The organism is Rhizobium tumorigenes (genome assembly GCF_003240565.2).
Lineage (GTDB): Bacteria > Pseudomonadota > Alphaproteobacteria > Rhizobiales > Rhizobiaceae > Rhizobium > Rhizobium tumorigenes.
In genome coordinates this window covers 112190-129433 of record NZ_CP117258.1, presented here as the reverse complement: position 1 = coordinate 129433, position 17244 = coordinate 112190, and the positions used below count along the sequence as shown (strand labels likewise).

The 17244-nt window shown below is 58.6% G+C and carries 18 protein-coding genes; 8 read left to right on the top strand and 10 right to left on the bottom strand.

All coding sequences use genetic code 11. The features are described 5' to 3' along the window. Positions 1-18: 18 nt before the first annotated feature. From PR017_RS24220 to PR017_RS24200, 5 genes are all read right to left on the bottom strand, one after another. Complete coding sequence (locus tag PR017_RS24220; protein WP_111223050.1) at positions 19-837, bottom strand: alpha/beta fold hydrolase; 819 nt, start codon at positions 835-837, stop codon at positions 19-21. Beyond that, positions 834-1676 carry a sugar phosphate isomerase/epimerase family protein gene (locus tag PR017_RS24215; protein ID WP_111223049.1) on the bottom strand — a complete coding sequence of 281 codons (843 nt, stop codon included), beginning with the start codon at positions 1674-1676 and terminating at the stop codon, positions 834-836. The genes PR017_RS24220 and PR017_RS24215 overlap by 4 nt, the downstream gene beginning before the upstream one ends. After that, positions 1676-2752, bottom strand: coding sequence for a Gfo/Idh/MocA family protein (locus tag PR017_RS24210; RefSeq protein WP_111223048.1), 1077 nt, complete (start codon positions 2750-2752; stop codon positions 1676-1678). Before PR017_RS24210 ends, PR017_RS24215 begins: the two co-directional genes overlap by 1 nt. A 352-nt stretch (positions 2753-3104) precedes the next feature. Next, positions 3105-3872, bottom strand: a complete 768-nt coding sequence (locus PR017_RS24205; RefSeq protein WP_111223047.1) for an SDR family NAD(P)-dependent oxidoreductase — start codon at positions 3870-3872, stop codon at positions 3105-3107. Between the two features lie 71 nt (positions 3873-3943). Further along, entirely contained in the window at positions 3944-4966 is a 1023-nt protein-coding gene (locus PR017_RS24200) for an ROK family protein (RefSeq protein WP_111223046.1), read from the bottom strand. 468 nt (positions 4967-5434) lie between these two features. Here PR017_RS24200 and PR017_RS24195 point away from each other — a divergent pair, with 468 nt between their 5' ends. From PR017_RS24195 to PR017_RS24185, 3 genes are read left to right on the top strand one after another with little or no spacing between them, the layout of a single operon-like run. After that, positions 5435-6178, top strand: coding sequence for an ATP-binding cassette domain-containing protein (locus PR017_RS24195; protein WP_111223045.1), 744 nt, complete (start codon positions 5435-5437; stop codon positions 6176-6178). A 44-nt stretch (positions 6179-6222) separates the two neighbouring features. After that, positions 6223-7203, top strand: a complete 981-nt coding sequence (locus PR017_RS24190) for an ABC transporter permease (RefSeq protein ID WP_161959401.1) — start codon at positions 6223-6225, stop codon at positions 7201-7203. 36 nt (positions 7204-7239) lie between these two features. Next, on the top strand, positions 7240-8253 hold the full coding sequence (locus PR017_RS24185) for a sugar-binding protein (protein WP_111223043.1): 1014 nt from the start codon (positions 7240-7242) through the stop codon (positions 8251-8253). Between the two features lie 518 nt (positions 8254-8771). On the opposite strand, the gene PR017_RS24175 is transcribed toward PR017_RS24185, so the two are convergent. Next, on the bottom strand, positions 8772-9071 hold the full coding sequence (locus PR017_RS24175) for a hypothetical protein (RefSeq protein ID WP_111223042.1): 300 nt from the start codon (positions 9069-9071) through the stop codon (positions 8772-8774). A gap of 345 nt (positions 9072-9416) precedes the next feature. Further along, on the bottom strand, positions 9417-9611 hold the full coding sequence (locus PR017_RS24170; RefSeq protein ID WP_111223041.1) for a DUF4142 domain-containing protein: 195 nt from the start codon (positions 9609-9611) through the stop codon (positions 9417-9419). A gap of 140 nt (positions 9612-9751) precedes the next feature. On the opposite strand from PR017_RS24170, the gene PR017_RS24165 reads away from it, so the two are divergent. Then, positions 9752-10054, top strand: coding sequence for a Ku family protein (locus PR017_RS24165; protein ID WP_133255674.1), 303 nt, complete (start codon positions 9752-9754; stop codon positions 10052-10054). A 320-nt stretch (positions 10055-10374) separates the two neighbouring features. Here PR017_RS24165 and PR017_RS24160 read toward each other — a convergent pair whose 3' ends face one another. After that, on the bottom strand, positions 10375-11292 hold the full coding sequence (locus PR017_RS24160) for a DMT family transporter (protein ID WP_111219115.1): 918 nt from the start codon (positions 11290-11292) through the stop codon (positions 10375-10377). Between the two features lie 360 nt (positions 11293-11652). Between PR017_RS24160 and PR017_RS24155 the strand changes: the two genes are divergently transcribed. Beyond that, positions 11653-12174 (top strand): 2'-5' RNA ligase family protein, encoded by a 522-nt coding sequence (locus tag PR017_RS24155; RefSeq protein WP_111218000.1) that lies wholly within the window; start codon positions 11653-11655, stop codon positions 12172-12174. Positions 12175-12582: 408 nt separating this feature from the next. On the opposite strand, the gene PR017_RS24145 is transcribed toward PR017_RS24155, so the two are convergent. Next, on the bottom strand, positions 12583-13356 hold the full coding sequence (locus tag PR017_RS24145; RefSeq protein WP_111218002.1) for an SDR family oxidoreductase: 774 nt from the start codon (positions 13354-13356) through the stop codon (positions 12583-12585). A gap of 88 nt (positions 13357-13444) precedes the next feature. On the opposite strand from PR017_RS24145, the gene PR017_RS24140 reads away from it, so the two are divergent. The 3 genes from PR017_RS24140 to PR017_RS24130 all read left to right on the top strand — a co-directional run bounded on the left by PR017_RS24140 (position 13445) and on the right by PR017_RS24130 (position 16613). Beyond that, positions 13445-14062: a TetR/AcrR family transcriptional regulator gene (locus PR017_RS24140; RefSeq protein WP_111218004.1), complete on the top strand. Its 618-nt coding sequence runs from the start codon at positions 13445-13447 to the stop codon at positions 14060-14062. A gap of 296 nt (positions 14063-14358) precedes the next feature. Then, a complete protein-coding gene (locus PR017_RS24135) occupies positions 14359-15345 on the top strand; it encodes an AraC family transcriptional regulator (protein WP_111218026.1) in 987 nt (328 codons plus the stop codon). Between the two features lie 59 nt (positions 15346-15404). Beyond that, complete coding sequence (locus tag PR017_RS24130) at positions 15405-16613, top strand: MFS transporter (RefSeq protein ID WP_111218006.1); 1209 nt, start codon at positions 15405-15407, stop codon at positions 16611-16613. Here the strand turns inward: PR017_RS24130 and PR017_RS24125 are convergent. Then, a complete protein-coding gene (locus PR017_RS24125) occupies positions 16575-17075 on the bottom strand; it encodes a type I phosphoribosyltransferase (protein WP_240538897.1) in 501 nt (166 codons plus the stop codon). The genes PR017_RS24130 and PR017_RS24125 overlap by 39 nt on opposite strands. Between the last annotated feature and the right edge of the window lie 169 nt (positions 17076-17244).

Here is a 17244-nt window from a genome sequence, read left to right as displayed (position 1 = left end):
TTATTATCCTTGCTGGGATCAGCCCTGTCGGAAATGGGCGTTGAGAAAGTCTTGAATTGCGGCTCTGAATTCCGAAACATATCTGAGCTTATCGGCCGCCTTCGGCGTGATCTCAACATAGTTCGATCCGGCTATCATGCCGGCCAGGGCTTGGGCATAGGCGATGGGATGCACAAGATCCTGTTCATGGCCGACCACGAGCGTTGGGATCGCCAGATCCCGCACGGCATCCTCACTTACTCCCGGGCCGTCTGCCGATATCGCCGTCAGCAATGCCGCAGTGATATCAATCGGCGCGCGCGCGAAAAAGCCAATCAGGGAATCCAGATTGGCCTGCGCATCGCGCTTCAGCAGGTTGGCGGTATCGCCTGCCATGAACTGTTGCCGCGCTTCGTCTGGCGGCAGTCTGGCAAGCAGCGCACCTACTTCCGCATTCGGCATCATATTCTCCGGCGCATTATCGATGATCCATGCCGGACGGGCGATGATCAGGCCTTTGACCAATTGCGGATATTTGACCGCGAGCCGCAGGGCGATGGTCGCTCCCATGGAAATACCGCCAACCACCACTGGCTTGAGATGCTTTTCGGCAATGAAGGATGCGACGTCGTCCGTGAAGGTAGCAATCGAAAATTTCGACGGATCGCCTGCTGCGGAACGTCCGTGGCCACGCATCTCTATGGTGACGCGGCGGAATGCCGTATCGGCCGGAAAGGCTTCGGTCGTCTGACCTGCATCGCCGCACAGGCCATGCTGAAAGATTATCGGCAGTCCTGCTCCGCCGGCATCATCGACGGACAGCAGGCATTGGTCGCGCAGAAACGTTGATACCGTCATGCCCCTTTCCCGGCCCGATCCGTCAATGAGGTTTTGAGGAACGACGCCACTTGCCCGGCTTCGCTTGCCTTCAGCCCATGGGTGACGAGGCTGCCTGCAAACCCCGCGGATCGCAGTGCCGCAAGGTAGTGGCCATAGTCTAGCACACCCGTGCCAGCGGTTGCGAATTCACCGGATGCAGTACGGTCCTTAGCGTGGGCCATGGCGATGCGATCTGCGAGCAGATCGATGGCGGCCGATACTGTGGCTCTCTGCGCGTCAAGCGAGGCACGCTCGAAGAGGTTGGCCGGATCGAGCACGATCTTCAGCCGCGGGCTTTTCAGCTCATCGATCAGCTGTCGTGCCTTGGCGGCGGAATTGACGACATTGGCGAGTTCCGGTTCGATGCCCAGATCGACATTGTAACGGTCGGCGATGGCAATCGCCGTTTCCATTGCCTTCAGCAGGTCGCGCCAGGCTTCCGGCGTGTCGTTGTCGGGGTGTTGGTGCCATTGGTCGTTCGGATCACGGGTTCCTGTGCAGAGCGTGACCAGATCCGTGCCGAGATCGGCGCAGGAGGCGGCAAGCACCTCCAGCCGGCGATGGCCGAGCTCGCGCGTTGCGACATCCGGATGGATCATGTTGTAGGTGCCGGAAACTGCCACCAGCTTGACCTTCGCCTGGGCAGCGGCCGATGCCGCCGCCTTCGCCACCTTAGCGCCGATCGCATCGGGCATCGAAGCAAGACCGGAGCAGGCAAGGTTGTATTGCGTCGCCGAATAGCCGGCGGCGGCCACCGCAGACAGCACGGTCGCCGGGTCGGTTCCTTCAAAGGTCTTGGCGAAAATTCCGATCTGCATCAAACGCCTCCCGTGACATCCGCCAGCGCGACTGGCTTGCCGCTTTCCACCGAGCGGGCAATGGCCACCATCGCCTGCACGGAGGCAAGCCCATCGGCGATATCAGCCCCCTCCATCGGCACCTTGTCCAAAATGACGCGCGCAAAGGATTCGAGCTGGCGGCGGTAGAAATGACCATCGGCGCCAAGCACACGGTGCGATGAGGCATCGGCCTCACGGAAGATATCGACCTCGCTCGACTTGTAGTACCAAGGGTTATAGGTCTTGCCGAGAATGCTGCCGTTCTTGCCGTAAATCTGGAAGCCTTCGTGCCAATCCATCCGTACCTGGACCGTCAGATCGAGATGGCCGAGCGTGCCCGAGGCGAACTCGACATCGATGAACCAGCACCAGATCCCTGCCCGTTCCGACAGACGGGCATGGACGGAAATGATGTCGCCGGCGAAATAGCGTGCCGTGTCGATCAGATGGCATCCGTGCGCGAGCATGTAATAGCGGCGCAGATCCGCCTTAGGATTGGCTGAAGGCTTGCGGGCATTGGCGCTGGAGACAATCAGCGGCTGGACGGCATCCGTCATCGGATAGCGATGGGTGCTGTCGCAATACCAGGCTTTTAGCGCGACGACGTCGCCCATCTCAGTGTCGATGAACGACTTTGCCGCCTGCAGGCCGGCGTCGAAACGCTTCATGTGGCCGACCTGAAAAACCCTTCCGGATTTTTCCACGGCCGCCTGCAGCTGGATGCATTCCTCGACGGTGATGCCAACGGGCTTTTCGCAAAGCACATGCTTTCCGGCTTCCAGCGCGCGGATCGAGGCTGGTACATGGAACGCGTCGGCCGTCGCGATGATAACGGCCTCGACATCCGGATCCGCAAGCATCCGATCGTAGTCGTTGAACGTCTTTTCGGCGCCATGGGTAATCGCCATGCGTTCGCGAAGATCGTCAGCGACATCGCAGATTGCGTAAAGATCGGCGTTGGCGGCCTTGGTGCAGCTCTCGAAATGCGCCGACTGCGCGATTTGACCGGCGCCGAGCACGCCAACCCTGAGGCGCCTGTCTTGCTTGATTGGCATAATCAGTCCTGTCCTATGAGATGAATTCTATCCTGTGACGATCGCACCGGCGCTCCTCCCTCGCGGGCGTGTCCTCCAGGCTGGACACGCCAATTTACGTTCGGAAAGTTCGGTGCGGCGATGCCCGTAACCATCCAGAAGCATAATTTGTTTGCGTCGAAAACAAACACATGGGAAGGCTGCTGTCAATCATTTTGCTCAAGTTCACCCCATTTCGGCGACACTGGGAGGCGCGGCCTTGGGGAATAACGCGCCCAATTTTCCAGCGCCCGCCTGCCGTAAGCCCGCTCAGCAGTTCTACAGAAATGGCGAGTCTCCCCGCCATCACCATAGGTCCGAACGAAGGACCGGTTTACCAGCTCGTGTAGCCGCCGTCGGCGACGACAATCGAGCCGGTCATGAAGCTTGCCGCATCCGAATTCAGGAAGACCACAATATTGGCGATTTCACTGACCTGGGCGACGCGATTGAGCGGCGTGTTCGTCAGCCAGACATTTGTCATCTCGGTGTCCTGCTGCATCGCATAGGCCGTCATCGCCGTTTCGACGAAGCCGGGCGCAATGGCGTTCACTCGGACGCCCCGTGTCGCCCACTCGGTGGCGAGGGTCTTGGTGAGGTGATGGACCGCCGCCTTGGAGACGTTGTAGTGAGCATTGTGCTGCGGGCGGACAACCACGTTGCCGGAGATTGAGCCGATGCTAACGATGCTGCCACCCTTGCCGTCGGCCATCATCCGCTTTCCGAAAGCCTGGGCGCACCAAAACGTCCCATTCAGATTGACGTCGAGCACTAGGCGCCATTCTTCCGGGGTAATGTCTTCCGCAGCCGACCGACGTCCGATCCCGGCACAATTGACGAGTATGTCGATACGGCCGAAACGAGCAAACAGGGTTTCAGCCATCGCGTCGACGGCCGCAGGGTCGGTAACCTCGAGCTTTTCGAAGACGGTGCCTTCAGGAGCGCCCTTGCGCGCCTCTGCAAATCCCGCTTCATTGGCGTCGAGGATGACGACCTGCGCGCCAGCTTCGGCCAGAGCGGCGACGCATCCCGCGCCAATTCCGCTGGCGCCGCCCGTGACCACTGCGACGCGGCCATCCAGTCTCTGATTGCTCTTTTCCATAGTTTCTCCTCTCGTCTGCTCTCGAAATCGGGTGCGATTGCGCCCGGGTTAAAAGGTAAAATTCAGGTCTATTAGACCCTGGCGATTTCTGACGGTGAGATCAGCCAGCGGTCAGCGACGACATGTGGCGCTCCGTCCAAAACGTTGGACCAGCCATGGTCTGCCCAACGAAGATCCATTGAACAACCGGTTTCAGAAATTGGAGCGTGCGCCTCAATCAGTTGGGAGAGATTATCGCGCGGATACCCGTCGATGTTCAGCACGCCACCGCAAAGGACGATGGTGGTTGGCGACAGCATCACTACCGCAGCGGCGACACCATAGGCCTGATCGCGGACGAACTGCACCGGTTCATCCTGCAGTGCCGCCTTGCCAGCCGCCCAGAATACGCTCTCAGCGGTCTCGCCATAGCGAGTCGCAAGGTCCGCAAGCGCCCGGCCGGAGGCATAAGTTTCGAGGCAGTCCGTGCGCACGACTTCGATAGTGCAACCTTCGCCGCGCACCCGCATGTTGCCGAGCTCAAGCGCCCAGCCGCCGCCTCGAAATGCAACGCCCCTATCAAGATAAGCTGCGTCGAGGCCAGTCCCGAAGAAAATGCCGAGAACCCGTGAGGCCTCTTGAGCGATCCCGGCGAATACCTCACCAGTGAGCATCAGAATTGCATACCGGTCGAGCGGGACACAATAGCCCGAAAGCCGGCTCCAATGCCTGAAAAGCGCTCGTCCGTTTAGTACCAGGATGTTGCCGGCATACAAGACATGGTCGAGATCGGTGTCGATCAAACCGGGAACCGTGTTGACGATGACATGAGGCGATAGGCCGGATTGCGCGACAACCTCTTTGACCATAGCCGCGCGAGCTCCGATCGGATCACCGGCGCGAAGAATGTCCACTGAAAACAATTGGCGGCATGGCAGCGGCTTGCCATTCTGCACAAAACCGAACTCGGCATTCGTGCCATCGATGTCGACGACAAGGATCGTCAAACCGTCGCTGGGGACCGATAGGGGGACGGCGTTCATTGAAGACCGGCCCGCCCTGTTTCTGGCGCTATAGCTTTTTAAATTCGCAGCCGGTTTGCTGATGACACTCATTGGAGACTGCTCAAAACTGAAACGAAGTCGGAATCAAGTCGATCGGCTAATCCAGATCAGCGGTCAGCACGATTTGGCGATGAAGCAACACTTGTAACCGTCAAAGTCACCGTTCAGACCTGCGCGATTCGAGCGGCATAGATGACTGACCCAAATATAAACAGCCTCGTCCATCATATTTGTATAGGACGAAAACAAACCCATTGCCAAGTGCAAAATTTGGTAGCATCTTTGCTAAATGGAGCTTGCTGACAAGAATAAGGTTGGCGTGCGTTTACAGGATATGATCTTTCAACTTCCGTGAAACGGAGTTGCGCAGCGAAAGGCACGTCGGTCTTTTCGAGAACATTTTTGGCGCTAAGTATTTGCTTCGAATAAGATCTAACAGACCACCAACTGACAGTTGACAGCAGATCGGGACTGCTGTTCCTTTCTATGAAATAGATCCAAACTTGGGGAGGAGGTTGGATGACGCAGCTCGCGGTACTTGAGAATATTGTCATGCAGTTCGGCGCGATCAGAGCGCTGGATGGAGTATCTATCGATATCAACCATGGCGAAGTGCTTGGCCTGATGGGCGATAACGGCGCGGGAAAATCTACGCTTGTCAAGACCATCGCCGGAAATTTTCAGCCTACGTCAGGCAAGTACACCCTTGAAGGCGCGCATGTCCACTTCTCGGGGCCAGCCGATGCCCGACGCCATGGCATCGAAGTGGTCTACCAAGACCTGGCGCTATGCAACAACCTGACAGCCTCGGCCAATGTATTCCTCGGCCGCGAAGTTATGCGCCGGGTTGGTCCATTCAAAATTCTCGACCATCGCGCGATGAACAAGCGCGCAAACGAGCTGTTCCAGGAGCTCAAATCCGAGACCCGCCCCGCCGATCTTGTCGACCGGATGTCCGGCGGGCAGCGCCAGGCCGTTGCCATCGCCCGGACGCGGCTCGCCAAATCTAAGATCGTCCTCATGGACGAGCCGACCGCCGCCATCAGTGTTCGCCAGGTCGCAGAAGTGCTGGCGCTGATCCGCCGCATGAAGGACCAGGGACTTTCCGTCATTCTCATCAGTCACCGAATGCCTGATGTGTTCGAGGTCTGCGACCGCATCGTTGTCATGCGACGCGGCCGAAAGGTTGCTGACAAGGCGATCAGCCAGACCAGTCCGGAAGAAATCACCGGCCTGATTACCGGCGCAATCCACACGGCATAGCAGCAGATCGGAACACTCGAATGGCACAATCCCCAGTCCCCGACATGAATATCGATCTTCTCAAGGAAAATGATCGCTCGCTCCTGCACCGGATGATGCTGACCCAGGAGATGTGGATCGCGCTGGCAATCTTCGTCCTCGGCCTCGCGGTGTCGCTGATATCCGCGAAATTTGCGACAACAGGAAACCTGTTGAACGTCCTGCAGAATGCCTGTTTCATCGGCATCATGGCCCTCGGCATGACGCCCGTGCTGATCAGCGGCGGGATCGACATTTCCGTCGGCTCGATCCTCGGGCTGTGCTCGGTGACCTTGGGCATCCTCCTCAATGCAGGCATGCCGCTCAGCGTCGGCATCGCCGGCACGCTGGCGCTCGGCGCCTTGTGCGGGGCGGTTAATGGCTCGATCATCACCTACGTCAAGCTGCCGCCGTTCATCGTCACCCTGGCGACTTTGTCGATTGGCCGAAGCATAGCGCTGGTCGTCACCAACAACCAGGTTTTCTATGAATTCGGCGATGCCACGGACGCCATCATTGCGCTGGGCGGCGGCTATACCTTTGGGCTTCCAAATGTAGTCTACGCGTTAATCGTTGGCATGGTCATCCTGCATTTCCTGCTGAAGATGACGCGGTGGGGCCGCTATATTTTCGCGATCGGGGGCAACGAAAGTGCTGCGCGACTTGCCGGCATCCCCGTCAATTTCATCAAGGTATCGGCCTATGCGTTCAGCGGCCTAATGGCGGCCGTGAGCGGCATATTTCTAGTCGGATGGCTGGGCGCGGTCACCAATGCTATTGGCACCGGTTATGAGCTGCAGGTCATTGCCTCAACGGTCATCGGCGGCGCCTCGCTCACCGGCGGTTTCGGCACGGCCATCGGTGCCGGCATCGGCGCAATTCTTGTCGAGGTGATCCGCAACGCGCTGCTGATCGCAGGCGTCAATCCATTCTGGCAGGGCACATTCGTCGGGGGCTTTATCCTGGCGGCCGTGCTCCTGGAAAGAATCCGCTCCCTGCGTCGCTAGGGCGGACGTCAACAGCGAATTGAGGAGGAGAAAACAATGTCGCTGTCTCACACTCTGAAATACACGGCTTTGCTTACATGCGTGGCTGCTTGCCTGGGAGCAACAGGGGCAAGCGCTGCGGAACGGGAATTCGCGCTGGTCTTCAAGGTCCTAAACAACGCCTTCAGCCCGCCGATTGATGCCGGCTGCCAGGCCGCGGCCAAGAAGCTCGGCGACGTCAAGTGCACCTATATCGGACCGACCGAATACGACGAAGCCAAGGAAGTGCAGCTGGCGCAGGACATGATCACGCGCGGCGTCGATGGTCTCGGCATTTCGGCCGGCAACCCGAAGGCAATGGCACGTATCCTGAAAATGGCCAATGACAAGGGCATTCCCGTCGTTACCTTCGATACCGACGTCCTGCCGGAAGACGCCAAATTGCGCGCCACCTATATCGGCACCGACAACTACCAGTTTGGCATCGAACTGGCGAAGAAAGTGCTAGAGAACAAGAGAAGCGGCGGCACGGTCTGTATCCAGTCCGGAGCTCCGGCCTCGGAAAACCTCAAGGCTCGCATCCAGGGCATTCGCGACACCTTGGCTGGCGCCGCCAAGGACAAGCCGGTCGACAAGCTTTCGGGCCAAAATGGCTGGACCGAAGCCACCGGTTGCCCGGTTTACAACAATGACGACATCGCGCTCGCTGCCCAACAGGTGCGCGACATCATGACCAACGATCCCGATTTGAGTGCTTTCGTCGCCGTTGGCGGCTGGGCACAGTATGCACCGCAGGCCTATAAGCAGGCGATGGAGCCATTGAAGGCACGTCTGGACAAGAAAGATCTTGTAGTCGTCTTCGGCGACAATTTCGGCCCCCAACTCCCGCTGCTCGCCGCCGGACTAAGCCACTACAACATTGGCCAGCGTCCGTATGACATGGGATACCAGACCATCATGTCCCTGGATGCCCTGAGCAAGGGCAAAAAGATTGATCCCTACATTCAGACGGGAATGGAGACCTGCACCCCTGATAATGCCCTAACGACTTGCGGCAAGGTCGCCCAATAGAGGTGCTAATTTGCTACGAAAGCGCTGTCGCGTTATCGCGATAGCGCTTTTAAATAGGGCAAATCACATTCGTTCACGCATCGTAGAATCAACCCACTGAGTTTGTCTTATCGATACATGACGTCATTCGTGGGCCGAAAATACCTTTTCGCGCTTGAAGAGATACGAACTACCCACCCGCAGAAAATAGAAAAGGTAAGCACCATTTCGTGGTGCTGGGCAGGCTCTGGCGCAAAAGCAATCCCGGTCTGGAGGAGACGAGACGCGTCGAACTGATGGCGGCAAGTCGGGCCGTTCGGGATGCAAAGGGGAAAAGGGGGCGACGGTCGCCGCGCGCAGCCTGGTCGATGAGGCCAAAACTGCCTTTGGGGAGCGAGGGCCTGTCTGGTGGGAGGGTAACGCACCGGATTATAATCGCAAGCTCGCCAAGAACACACCCTATGCCGACTAGTGGGTCGCAACCGGCAACTGAACAGGTCGCTTTCGGTCGAAGGGCAGTTATAGGGCTCGAGCCGCCCCTAGAGTGCAGCCGTCGATGCCGACGGTCCCGTGACAAATCCCAGCACGAAAGCGACGACCTTCTGCGAAGACATCTCGCACGGCTTCAGTGCCAGTCTTGCGTCATTCAGACGATAGAGATTGAAGCTGACGATGTCGGATCCGGCCAGGTCCTCGGCATAGAACCAGACGCGTTTGCGATCGGCGGAGCGGTTGACGGTTACCCCCCATTTTCGACCCTCGAACAGGCCTTGCGCATAGCCTTCTGCAAATCGCTCCAGTGCGTGCCAGAAGGGATCGTGTAGCGGATCGGTTATCATTGTTGGACCATAGGGTGAGACCCAACGGCAGACAAGCGGATGACGTTCACTGGAATTTTACGGCATTCTGGGACAGCCGTGCGCTGATCCCTGCTTGGCCCACACCACACGGCCTATCAGCTTCAATAGCAAGGAGAGCGCTACGTCGAAACAGCACTGGAAGCGGAAACAGCGTCTCCGTCAACGATTATTTCGCATGTCGTCGTTGTGCAACGTGGCTGCCTCGACCTTGTCGTCGTCGACCGCTGCCCACGAGCACATGTCGTCCGCCACCGGCCATCTCCTTTGAGTACCAAGGGAGATGGCCGGGCAGACCAGAGGATATGCCCGGCCGGTCGCGTCGGATCAGTGTGCCGCGACGAGCCCGAGAACATGCATCTTGTGCATCTCGAGCTTCGGTAGCGTCTTCTTGGCGAAAGCTTTCACTGCCGCATCGTCCCCACCCTTGGCATAGGTGGCAAACAGCGTAACGGCTTCCATGTGCGCCGACGTCTGCATATCGATGTAGAGCGGCTCGAATTCCTGGTCGGTCGATGCCATTCAGGCGGTCCACGGGAGGTGGTATTGATCATCCTTGCACCACGTGCGACGGCACCGTGCTCTTGACCTAGCGATATGGCGATAAGGTCCGGCCTGAGGACAACTACTGCGAAAGCATTGATGGCGAGGCCGAGCCGGAAATGATGCCGCTCGTGCAGCGGCTCATCACACAACGGAAAAAGGACTGGTCGCCGGCGATGGTCGAGGATCCGGCCCAGGAGGGCCTGCTCGCCATGATTGCCGATAAAAGGGCGGCATTGAAGCTTGTGAAGAAGGGCAAGCCGGCAGCCTCTCCCCCAATTCAGCCGGCAAGCCATGTCATCAACATCGTGGACACGCTGCGCCGGCGCATCGAGGCGAACGGATCTGGAAAGCGCGCCTGTGCGCGAGGAGACCGATCATGTGACTTATGCCCGTTGGGGAGAACGGTCATTTCTCCGTGACCGCCGGCGCTGTGACGAGACCGTTGTGGTGACGCCAGAAGCTTTGACAGGGGAAAGGTTGCTTCGGTGGCAGAGACCGAGCACCTGATTGATATGTTCCCAAACATTGCCGAAGAAAACCTCGCGAGCCAGAAGCAGTCCGGAGATGGCCGCATTTGGGTGCCGGATGCGGATGTCAGTCGGTGGTAAGACGTTCAGTCTTTGAGGTGGAGGCTTCGGCGTCCGGCGAGCGCCCCATGAACAATAGGAACAGAGGCCATCCATGTTTCAAGCTGGAGCTTGTCCATCTGCATCTGAAGTTCCTGGCGGACCGCGTTGCCTCAGCGTCCGTCCAAAGGAATGGCTTGCCGAATGTCCTCGCCTTTGAGGTTTTTTCGGTGGAAGATAAACAGGCCGGCAAAGACGATGATCGCCGCGCCAGCGAGAAGTTGGGCGTCAGGAACGTCGCCGAAGAACACAAACCCGAACACGACCGCCCACAGCAAGAGTGTATATTGCAGCGGGGCGAGCAGCGAGGCCGGCGCGAGCTTCAGTGCACGCGTCAGCAGAAGATGGGCGCACGTACCGACAATACCGAGGAAAAGCATTGCGATCCAAATATCAAGCCCCGCCTCCCGCCAGTCGCTGACCGACAGGATTATGCCCACGACCATGACCACCAGCGTTTGCGAGGTGACAAGAACGGTGTCGCGTGTCGATCGAAGATAGCGGCTCGATATAATCGTCAGAGCGAAACCGACGCTCCCGGCGACGGCAAATAAAGAAGGCAGGGACAACATCGCGGTCGACGGCCTCAGAGCGATCACCACACCGGCAAACCCGACCCCGACAGCAAGCCAACGCCTCCATCCGATCCTCTCGCCGAGAAGGAAATGCGACAGAGCAGCGACATAGATCGGTGCCGCCATATAGAAGGTGATCACGTCGGCAAGTGGCAGATAGGCCACCGCCGCGTAGAACAGGGAGACATCCGCAGTGGCCATGACGGCTCGGCCGAGGAGCAGGCCTGGTTGTCGAACATCCAGCAACGCGCTCGGCCCCTGCCGTGCTATCATCGGTATCAGGACGATGAATGAGCCCAGCGACCTCATCACGAGTACCTGGCCCAAAGCAAAGCTCGCAAGAAGCCACTTTCCGACGGCGTCGTTTACGGCAAAGAGAAGGTCGCCGAAAAGCATCAGGACCACGCCGAGCATCACGGCATTGCCGAGATTCCCGGCGGTTGCTGCAGGCTTCATACGAATTCCTCCCAAAGAGCCGTCGGTCACCATCAGATCACGCAACACTATCGGCTGCGTGCGCCACTACCATCAAATAAGGTAGCCGCGCCAGCCCATCTGGCGACCTCGGCAAGGCGACAGAAGAAGGGTTTGGATCCCGGATTCAGTTCGGCAAAGGAAGCCCAACGCCACACGATTATCGGTTTGAGAACCGCCAGCCTTTGCTGGACACATTGACGACGAGGGGAATGGCACTACATCCAGCGGCAAATGCCCGTAAGGCCAACCACGCGGGGTCAGTGTTGCATTATCGACAACGGCCACGCTGGGGGCGGCTAGGCTAGGTAACAATCTTCGTTTCTGCCGGGAAGCATCGATTTGAAAACACGAAAACCACTCATCCTGACCGCGCGGATAGCCGACGAAGATCTCGAGCCATTCGACGTTCTGCGAAGACGGCATTTCCCTTCGGATCGCAATTTTCTTCGCGCTCATCTAACGATGTTCCACCATCTGCCGGGAGAGCATCTCGAGGAAGTACTACTACACCTCGGCCGTGCGTTACGAGATGCCTCCGCCATTTCCGCCGACGTCACTGGCCTTCGTCATCTGGGCGCGGGTGTGGCCTTCGCGATCGATAGTCGGGAACTCCAATCGACACGCAGCAGTCTGAAATCGGCCTTCGCGCCATGGCTGAATTCGCAGGACATGCAGAAATGGCAACCGCACATCACCATTCAGAACAAAGCTACACGGGCGTCCGCCGACGCTCTCTGCAAGGAGCTGGGGGAGTCCTTTCACCCCCATTCGATCAAGATCACAGGACTAGACGTATGGCAGTATCTTGGCGGCCCATGGAAGCATGAGGCCTCCGTCCTCTTTGCCGAAGCTAGTGAATAAGTGGTTGTCGAGAATTCCAAACGGTTCGTCTGAAACGTCTTGACCAGATCGGCATTTCTCCGGAGTGGAAAGATGCGGCCAATTCCTGTAGGAGCATATTTTGGATACCGATCGCGACGAATTGCTTCGCAAGAATGCGTATCGCAAAAATGGAAGCGGAAGGCCGACCAGACGGCCAACATGACAAACATTGGCGCGACGCTGAGAGCGAGTTTTCTACTGTTGCAGAAGAGGAACTGACTGACAAGGAAGCCCATCGGGGTGACGCTCCCACTCCGTCCTCCGACCTGCCGTGTTCACTTTGACAGTCTGGTGGACTGACGGGAACTGGATCTCAACCCCCTCCCCGTCAAATCTTCATCTTCTGCCGCCGGTGAATGGCTGCAACACAGCGGGCGTCGGGATCGATCAGATCCGAGCGCCACCCGTCGCATCAATCATCTGGCCCGTCATCCAGCGCGCATCGTTCGATGCAAGGAAGGCGATGACGTCGGCGACGTCCTCCGCCTGTCCGACACGTGAGAAGACCGAGAGCGCTTCGGCGCCGGCGCGAGCGTCCGGCGATGCCAGCCACTCGGCGTTCATATCCGTCTCCGTCACACCCGGCAGCACGGCATTGACCGTAATCCCGCGAGCGGCAAATTCTGGTGCCAGCGCCAGTGTCAATGTCTCCAGCGCGCCCTTGGACGCCGCATAGGCGGGATGGGTCGGCGCGGCGATCCGCGTAAACCCGGTAGAGACATTGATGATGCGGCCGTTGTCACTGATGTGGTCCGCCACAGCCTGTATCAGGAAGAACGGCGCCTTGTAGTTGATCGTCATCACCTCGTCGAAGTCAGCCTCGCTCGTCTGCTTCAACGGCATTGCGGGCGCGATGCCGGCATTGTTCACCAAAATGTCGAGAGCGGAGGAACCCGTCTCAGCACGCGCGGCTTCGCTGAACTGCGCCCAGAGGCTGTCGGCCGCGTCCTTGCCCTGTCTAAGATCGGCCTTTACAGCGACGGCCTTGATGCCAAGCGCCTCGATGTCCTTCAAGGTGGCTGTGGCCGCATCCGCGTTGGCGGTATAGTGCACGCCAATTAGCGCCGCGCCCTCCTTCGCAAACGCAAGAGCAACCGCGCGGCCGATGCCACGCGAACTTCCGGTGATGAGGGCTATCTTGTCTGCTAGTCTTTGGGACATGAAACACTCCGTTGCTAAATTAAATAGTGATCTCTACAATAAGAGTGGAAAGCCGCCTGTCAACAATTTAATAGGGACCGCTATTTTAATGACGAATCCAGTCCGTAAACGAGGCAGACCACGCGTCCTCGATCGCGACGTCGGGCTCGACATCGCGGCACGCTTGTTTTGGGAGCGCGGCTACGAAGGAACCTCCACCGCCGACCTCACGAAGGCTATGCGGATCAATCCGCCAACCCTCTATTCAATGTTCGGCTCAAAAGAGGAATTGTACCGTCAGGCGCTCGACTTCAGCATTGCCCGAGAAACCAGCCGACGGTTGGAAATCTTAGCATCCAAGCTCCCCGTCCACGAAGCCCTGACTCTCTTCCTTTATGATATCGCGGACGGTGACACCCAGCCGGACAAACCGCGAGGTTGCATGGTCTCGACGGCCGTCCTGCAGCATGCGGAAGAGAATGCCTCCGTCGCGCGGATGACGGCGGCATTGCGCGAGACGTCGATGCAGAGCCTCAAAGCCCGCTTTGACCGTGCCGTCGAGGAAGGCGAATTGCCGGCGCAAACCGATACCGATACGCTCGCGCGCTTCTATGGTGCGATTATCCAAGGCATGTCCGCACAGGCCTGCGATGGTGCCTGCAATGCGCGGCTGAAGCGGCTGATCGATCTCGCACTCACGGCCTGGCCTGGGAAGCGTAGCACCTAACAGGAGTTCGGTCCGAGGACACACGAGCTGCTCGTGCTGACCGGAAGCGTCGCGAAACCTTAACGGCGGTTCGAGCGCCAGCGCATTAATGGGATAAAGTGCAACGTGCGGCAGTTAGCTTTCATCTTACAAAGATTTGCTTAAACGAAAGCGGTTTGGGACTTGAGGCATGGCACACTGTGTTCTCAGAAGCCGTGCGTTCAGCCCTACCTTGGCGCTGAAAGAGATTGGAATGGGGAGTCGACGGACCTCTTTCGCCGGTTGCCTTCCGGACGTTTGGCTTCTATAAAGCACAAATGCCTAACCGTTCGTCCCAACCGTCTTCGCCACACATTCCAGTGGATGCACTAAGCGAAGTCCTGCAAGACTTCCGATTGAGTGGGGTTAGCTATAGCCGCTGCGAGCTCCGGCACCCATGGAGCATCGCCTTTCCACAAAAACAACTGCTTCGTTTTCACTTTGTCAGCCAAGGTCCTTGCTGGATCCATACGGCAGCCCAAGGCTGGCAGGAATTGCGCGATGGCGATCTGGTGCTGCTACCGCAGGGCATCGCCCATCGACTTGCCAGTGCGCCAGACGTTGTCGATGACTCTCTCAACGGATGTCAGGTCACCATGTTGGGGAGCAACGTTTGCGAAGTGGTGCGAGAAGGTACAGGCGAAACAAGCACCCTTTTCTGTGGCTCGATGGCCTTGGGCGCTTGTGCTCTAGATCCCCTGATTACTTTGATGCCGCCCATTATCAAGGGCTGTGACGTGGCCGGCAATGACCCGATCGTTGGCCCTCTACTGGCGGCGATGACGGAAGAGGCAACACATCCACAGATGGGTAGCGCCACTATCTTGTCACGAATGGCGGACCTGCTGACAGCGCGGCTGATCCGCTGCTGGGTCAATTGCAACCGCGCCTCGACAATCGGTTGGCTCGCGGCCATCCGCGACCCCAATATCGGCCGCGCCCTGGCAGCCATGCACAGAGATCCCGGCCACAACTGGACCCTGGAAAGGCTTGCTGTCGTGGCAGGTCAATCGCGTTCGATTTTCGCGGAGCGATTCAGCGCTGTTTTGGGCGAAGGCGCGGCACACTATCTCGCCCGTCTGCGTATGCAGCTTGCCCGGGAGTTGTTGGGCCAAACCGGCATTTCGGTTGCCGACGTCGCCACGAGGTTGGGCTACGAGTCTGAGGCGTCCTTCGCGCGTGCATTCAAGCGTATCACCAAGGTCTCGCCGGGCGTTGTGCGCCGCACAATTTCCGGACGAACAGACATGGATTTCGGATTTTGAGGCACATCGCATCCGAGAAGACTCGTTTATTAAGATCTCCAACTCTTGGAGACATCTCGATGACGGACACAACATTCCAGCTTGAAAGCACAATAAAAGACTCCGATACCGCTCCGCCAGCCACGTGGAGCTCGGCCACCTGGTTCGCGGTCCTTTCGATGGCGGCCGCCAGCTTTGCTCTGGTATCTGCGGAGTTCATGCCGGCAGGCATGCTGACACCAATGGCGCGCGATCTTGGTGTCACCGAGGGAATGGCCGGACAGGTCGTTACTGCCACCGCCTCTGTCGGCGCCGTGACGGCTATATTGAGCAATGTTCTGATTGGCCGACTGAACCGCAAGACTGTCCTGGTCAGTCTGAGCGCCTTAGCGGTCGGCTCCAACATTCTTACGGCGACTGCCTCCGATTTTTGGCTATTGTTGTTAGGTCGAGCCGGGCTGGGCGTCGCGCTGAGCGCTTTCTGGGCGCTTTCAGTTGCCGTCGTAGCAAGACTTGTTGGCGCCGATGCAACAGGCCGGGGCATGGCTATCGTCACGCTTGGCGTCTCACTCGCCACCATCGCCGCACCGTCCATGGGTGCATTGATCAGCGACTGGTTGGGTTGGCGCGCCGCCATGGCCATGACAGCGGGGCTGGCCGCACTTGCCATGTTGCTGCAGTGGCTCAGTCTGCCGGCCCTGCCTGCAAGTACAAGCAACAGCCTTGCCGACGTCTTCCGGCTTACACGGCGGCGTGGCATTCAGATTGGCATGCTTGCTATCCTCTTGCTCATGACAGGGCACTTCGCTGGGTCGGTCTATGTGCGCCCCTTCCTTGAAAAGATTACGCTTCTAACAACCGGTCCGATTGCGCTGGCGCTGCTCGGATTTGGCATCGCCGCTGTGATCGGCAACATCGCCGGTGGTCGCATGGCCGACGCCAATATCCGCATTGCTCTGGCAGTCACCGCTGGCTTAATGGCGTTTGCGGCGCTTGCTTTGGTAATTTGGGGCGTGCACATCGGCGTTGCCTTCGGCTTCGCCGCGCTGTGGGGCTTCGCCTTCGGCATGGCGCCGGTGGTGCTGCCAACCAATCTGTCCCGCGCCGCGCCCGACGCGCTGGAGGCAGCGGGCAGCCTGATGGTGACCTCATTCCAGGTGGCAATCACGATTGGCGCGGTCGTTGGAGGCTATATCGTCGACACATATGGCGCTACGGGACCCTTGACACTTACAGCCATCCTAGCCGCATCAACGGTCGTGCTGGCCTTGCTGCAGCCCCGGAGCTGATCTACGCAACTGCTGCGCGGTAAGTGAGGCAACCAGAAGCGACCGCCAATTTCTAGGAAGACTGTGGACAAGGGGGTCGTCGGCCTGCAGTCGGCCGCCTCCTTCAGGCTCACCCCGATGCCGACCACCTCCGCGCCCGTCTTGCGTACGAGGTCCAGCGAGCCCTTTCATGCTGGAGCCGGACACCATTACGTCGTTGACGACCACGACGCGCTTGCCCTTTGACAGCGAAACGGCGGCACGGTCGAGGAGAAGATGCTGCTCGCCATTGGAGGTGATTGATGAAATCCGCTGTTCCGGAGCGTTCGCCAGATGGAGTTCCGGCGACTTCTGGAGAATAACATAGGCGTCGATGCCGAGGGCACGGATGACGTCGATGGCAACAGGAGAGCGTCGCCGCTGCGACGATGTCTGGCTCGAGCGGCTTGAGTGCGGTCGCCAGCGCCTGTCCGATATACTCACCGAATTTAGCGCCGAGATCGATCACCATCATTAGGGAAGTGGCAAAGTCCGGCTTGATCGCCACGATCGACAGATCGATAGGCCAGCCGGCTATCACTGCGAAATCGTGGAAACCGGAAACGAGTCCTGGCGCTTCAAGAACCGCTCTCAAAGCTAAAGCCGAAGATAC

Excerpts from the sequence above, each read along its gene's own strand:
- PR017_RS24220 (WP_111223050.1), bottom strand. The coding sequence starts at position 837 with ATGACGGTATCAACGTTTCTGCGCGACCAATGCCTGCTGTCCGTCGAT.
- PR017_RS24215 (WP_111223049.1), bottom strand. The coding sequence starts at position 1,676 with ATGCAGATCGGAATTTTCGCCAAGACCTTTGAAGGAACCGACCCGGCG.
- PR017_RS24210 (WP_111223048.1), bottom strand. The coding sequence starts at position 2,752 with ATGCCAATCAAGCAAGACAGGCGCCTCAGGGTTGGCGTGCTCGGCGCC.
- PR017_RS24205 (WP_111223047.1), bottom strand. The coding sequence starts at position 3,872 with ATGGAAAAGAGCAATCAGAGACTGGATGGCCGCGTCGCAGTGGTCACG.
- PR017_RS24200 (WP_111223046.1), bottom strand. The coding sequence starts at position 4,966 with ATGAGTGTCATCAGCAAACCGGCTGCGAATTTAAAAAGCTATAGCGCC.
- PR017_RS24195 (WP_111223045.1), top strand. The coding sequence starts at position 5,435 with ATGACGCAGCTCGCGGTACTTGAGAATATTGTCATGCAGTTCGGCGCG.
- PR017_RS24190 (WP_161959401.1), top strand. The coding sequence starts at position 6,223 with ATGAATATCGATCTTCTCAAGGAAAATGATCGCTCGCTCCTGCACCGG.
- PR017_RS24185 (WP_111223043.1), top strand. The coding sequence starts at position 7,240 with ATGTCGCTGTCTCACACTCTGAAATACACGGCTTTGCTTACATGCGTG.
- PR017_RS24175 (WP_111223042.1), bottom strand. The coding sequence starts at position 9,071 with ATGATAACCGATCCGCTACACGATCCCTTCTGGCACGCACTGGAGCGA.
- PR017_RS24170 (WP_111223041.1), bottom strand. The coding sequence starts at position 9,611 with ATGGCATCGACCGACCAGGAATTCGAGCCGCTCTACATCGATATGCAG.
- PR017_RS24165 (WP_133255674.1), top strand. The coding sequence starts at position 9,752 with ATGATGCCGCTCGTGCAGCGGCTCATCACACAACGGAAAAAGGACTGG.
- PR017_RS24160 (WP_111219115.1), bottom strand. The coding sequence starts at position 11,292 with ATGAAGCCTGCAGCAACCGCCGGGAATCTCGGCAATGCCGTGATGCTC.
- PR017_RS24145 (WP_111218002.1), bottom strand. The coding sequence starts at position 13,356 with ATGTCCCAAAGACTAGCAGACAAGATAGCCCTCATCACCGGAAGTTCG.
- PR017_RS24140 (WP_111218004.1), top strand. The coding sequence starts at position 13,445 with ATGACGAATCCAGTCCGTAAACGAGGCAGACCACGCGTCCTCGATCGC.
- PR017_RS24135 (WP_111218026.1), top strand. The coding sequence starts at position 14,359 with ATGCCTAACCGTTCGTCCCAACCGTCTTCGCCACACATTCCAGTGGAT.
- PR017_RS24130 (WP_111218006.1), top strand. The coding sequence starts at position 15,405 with ATGACGGACACAACATTCCAGCTTGAAAGCACAATAAAAGACTCCGAT.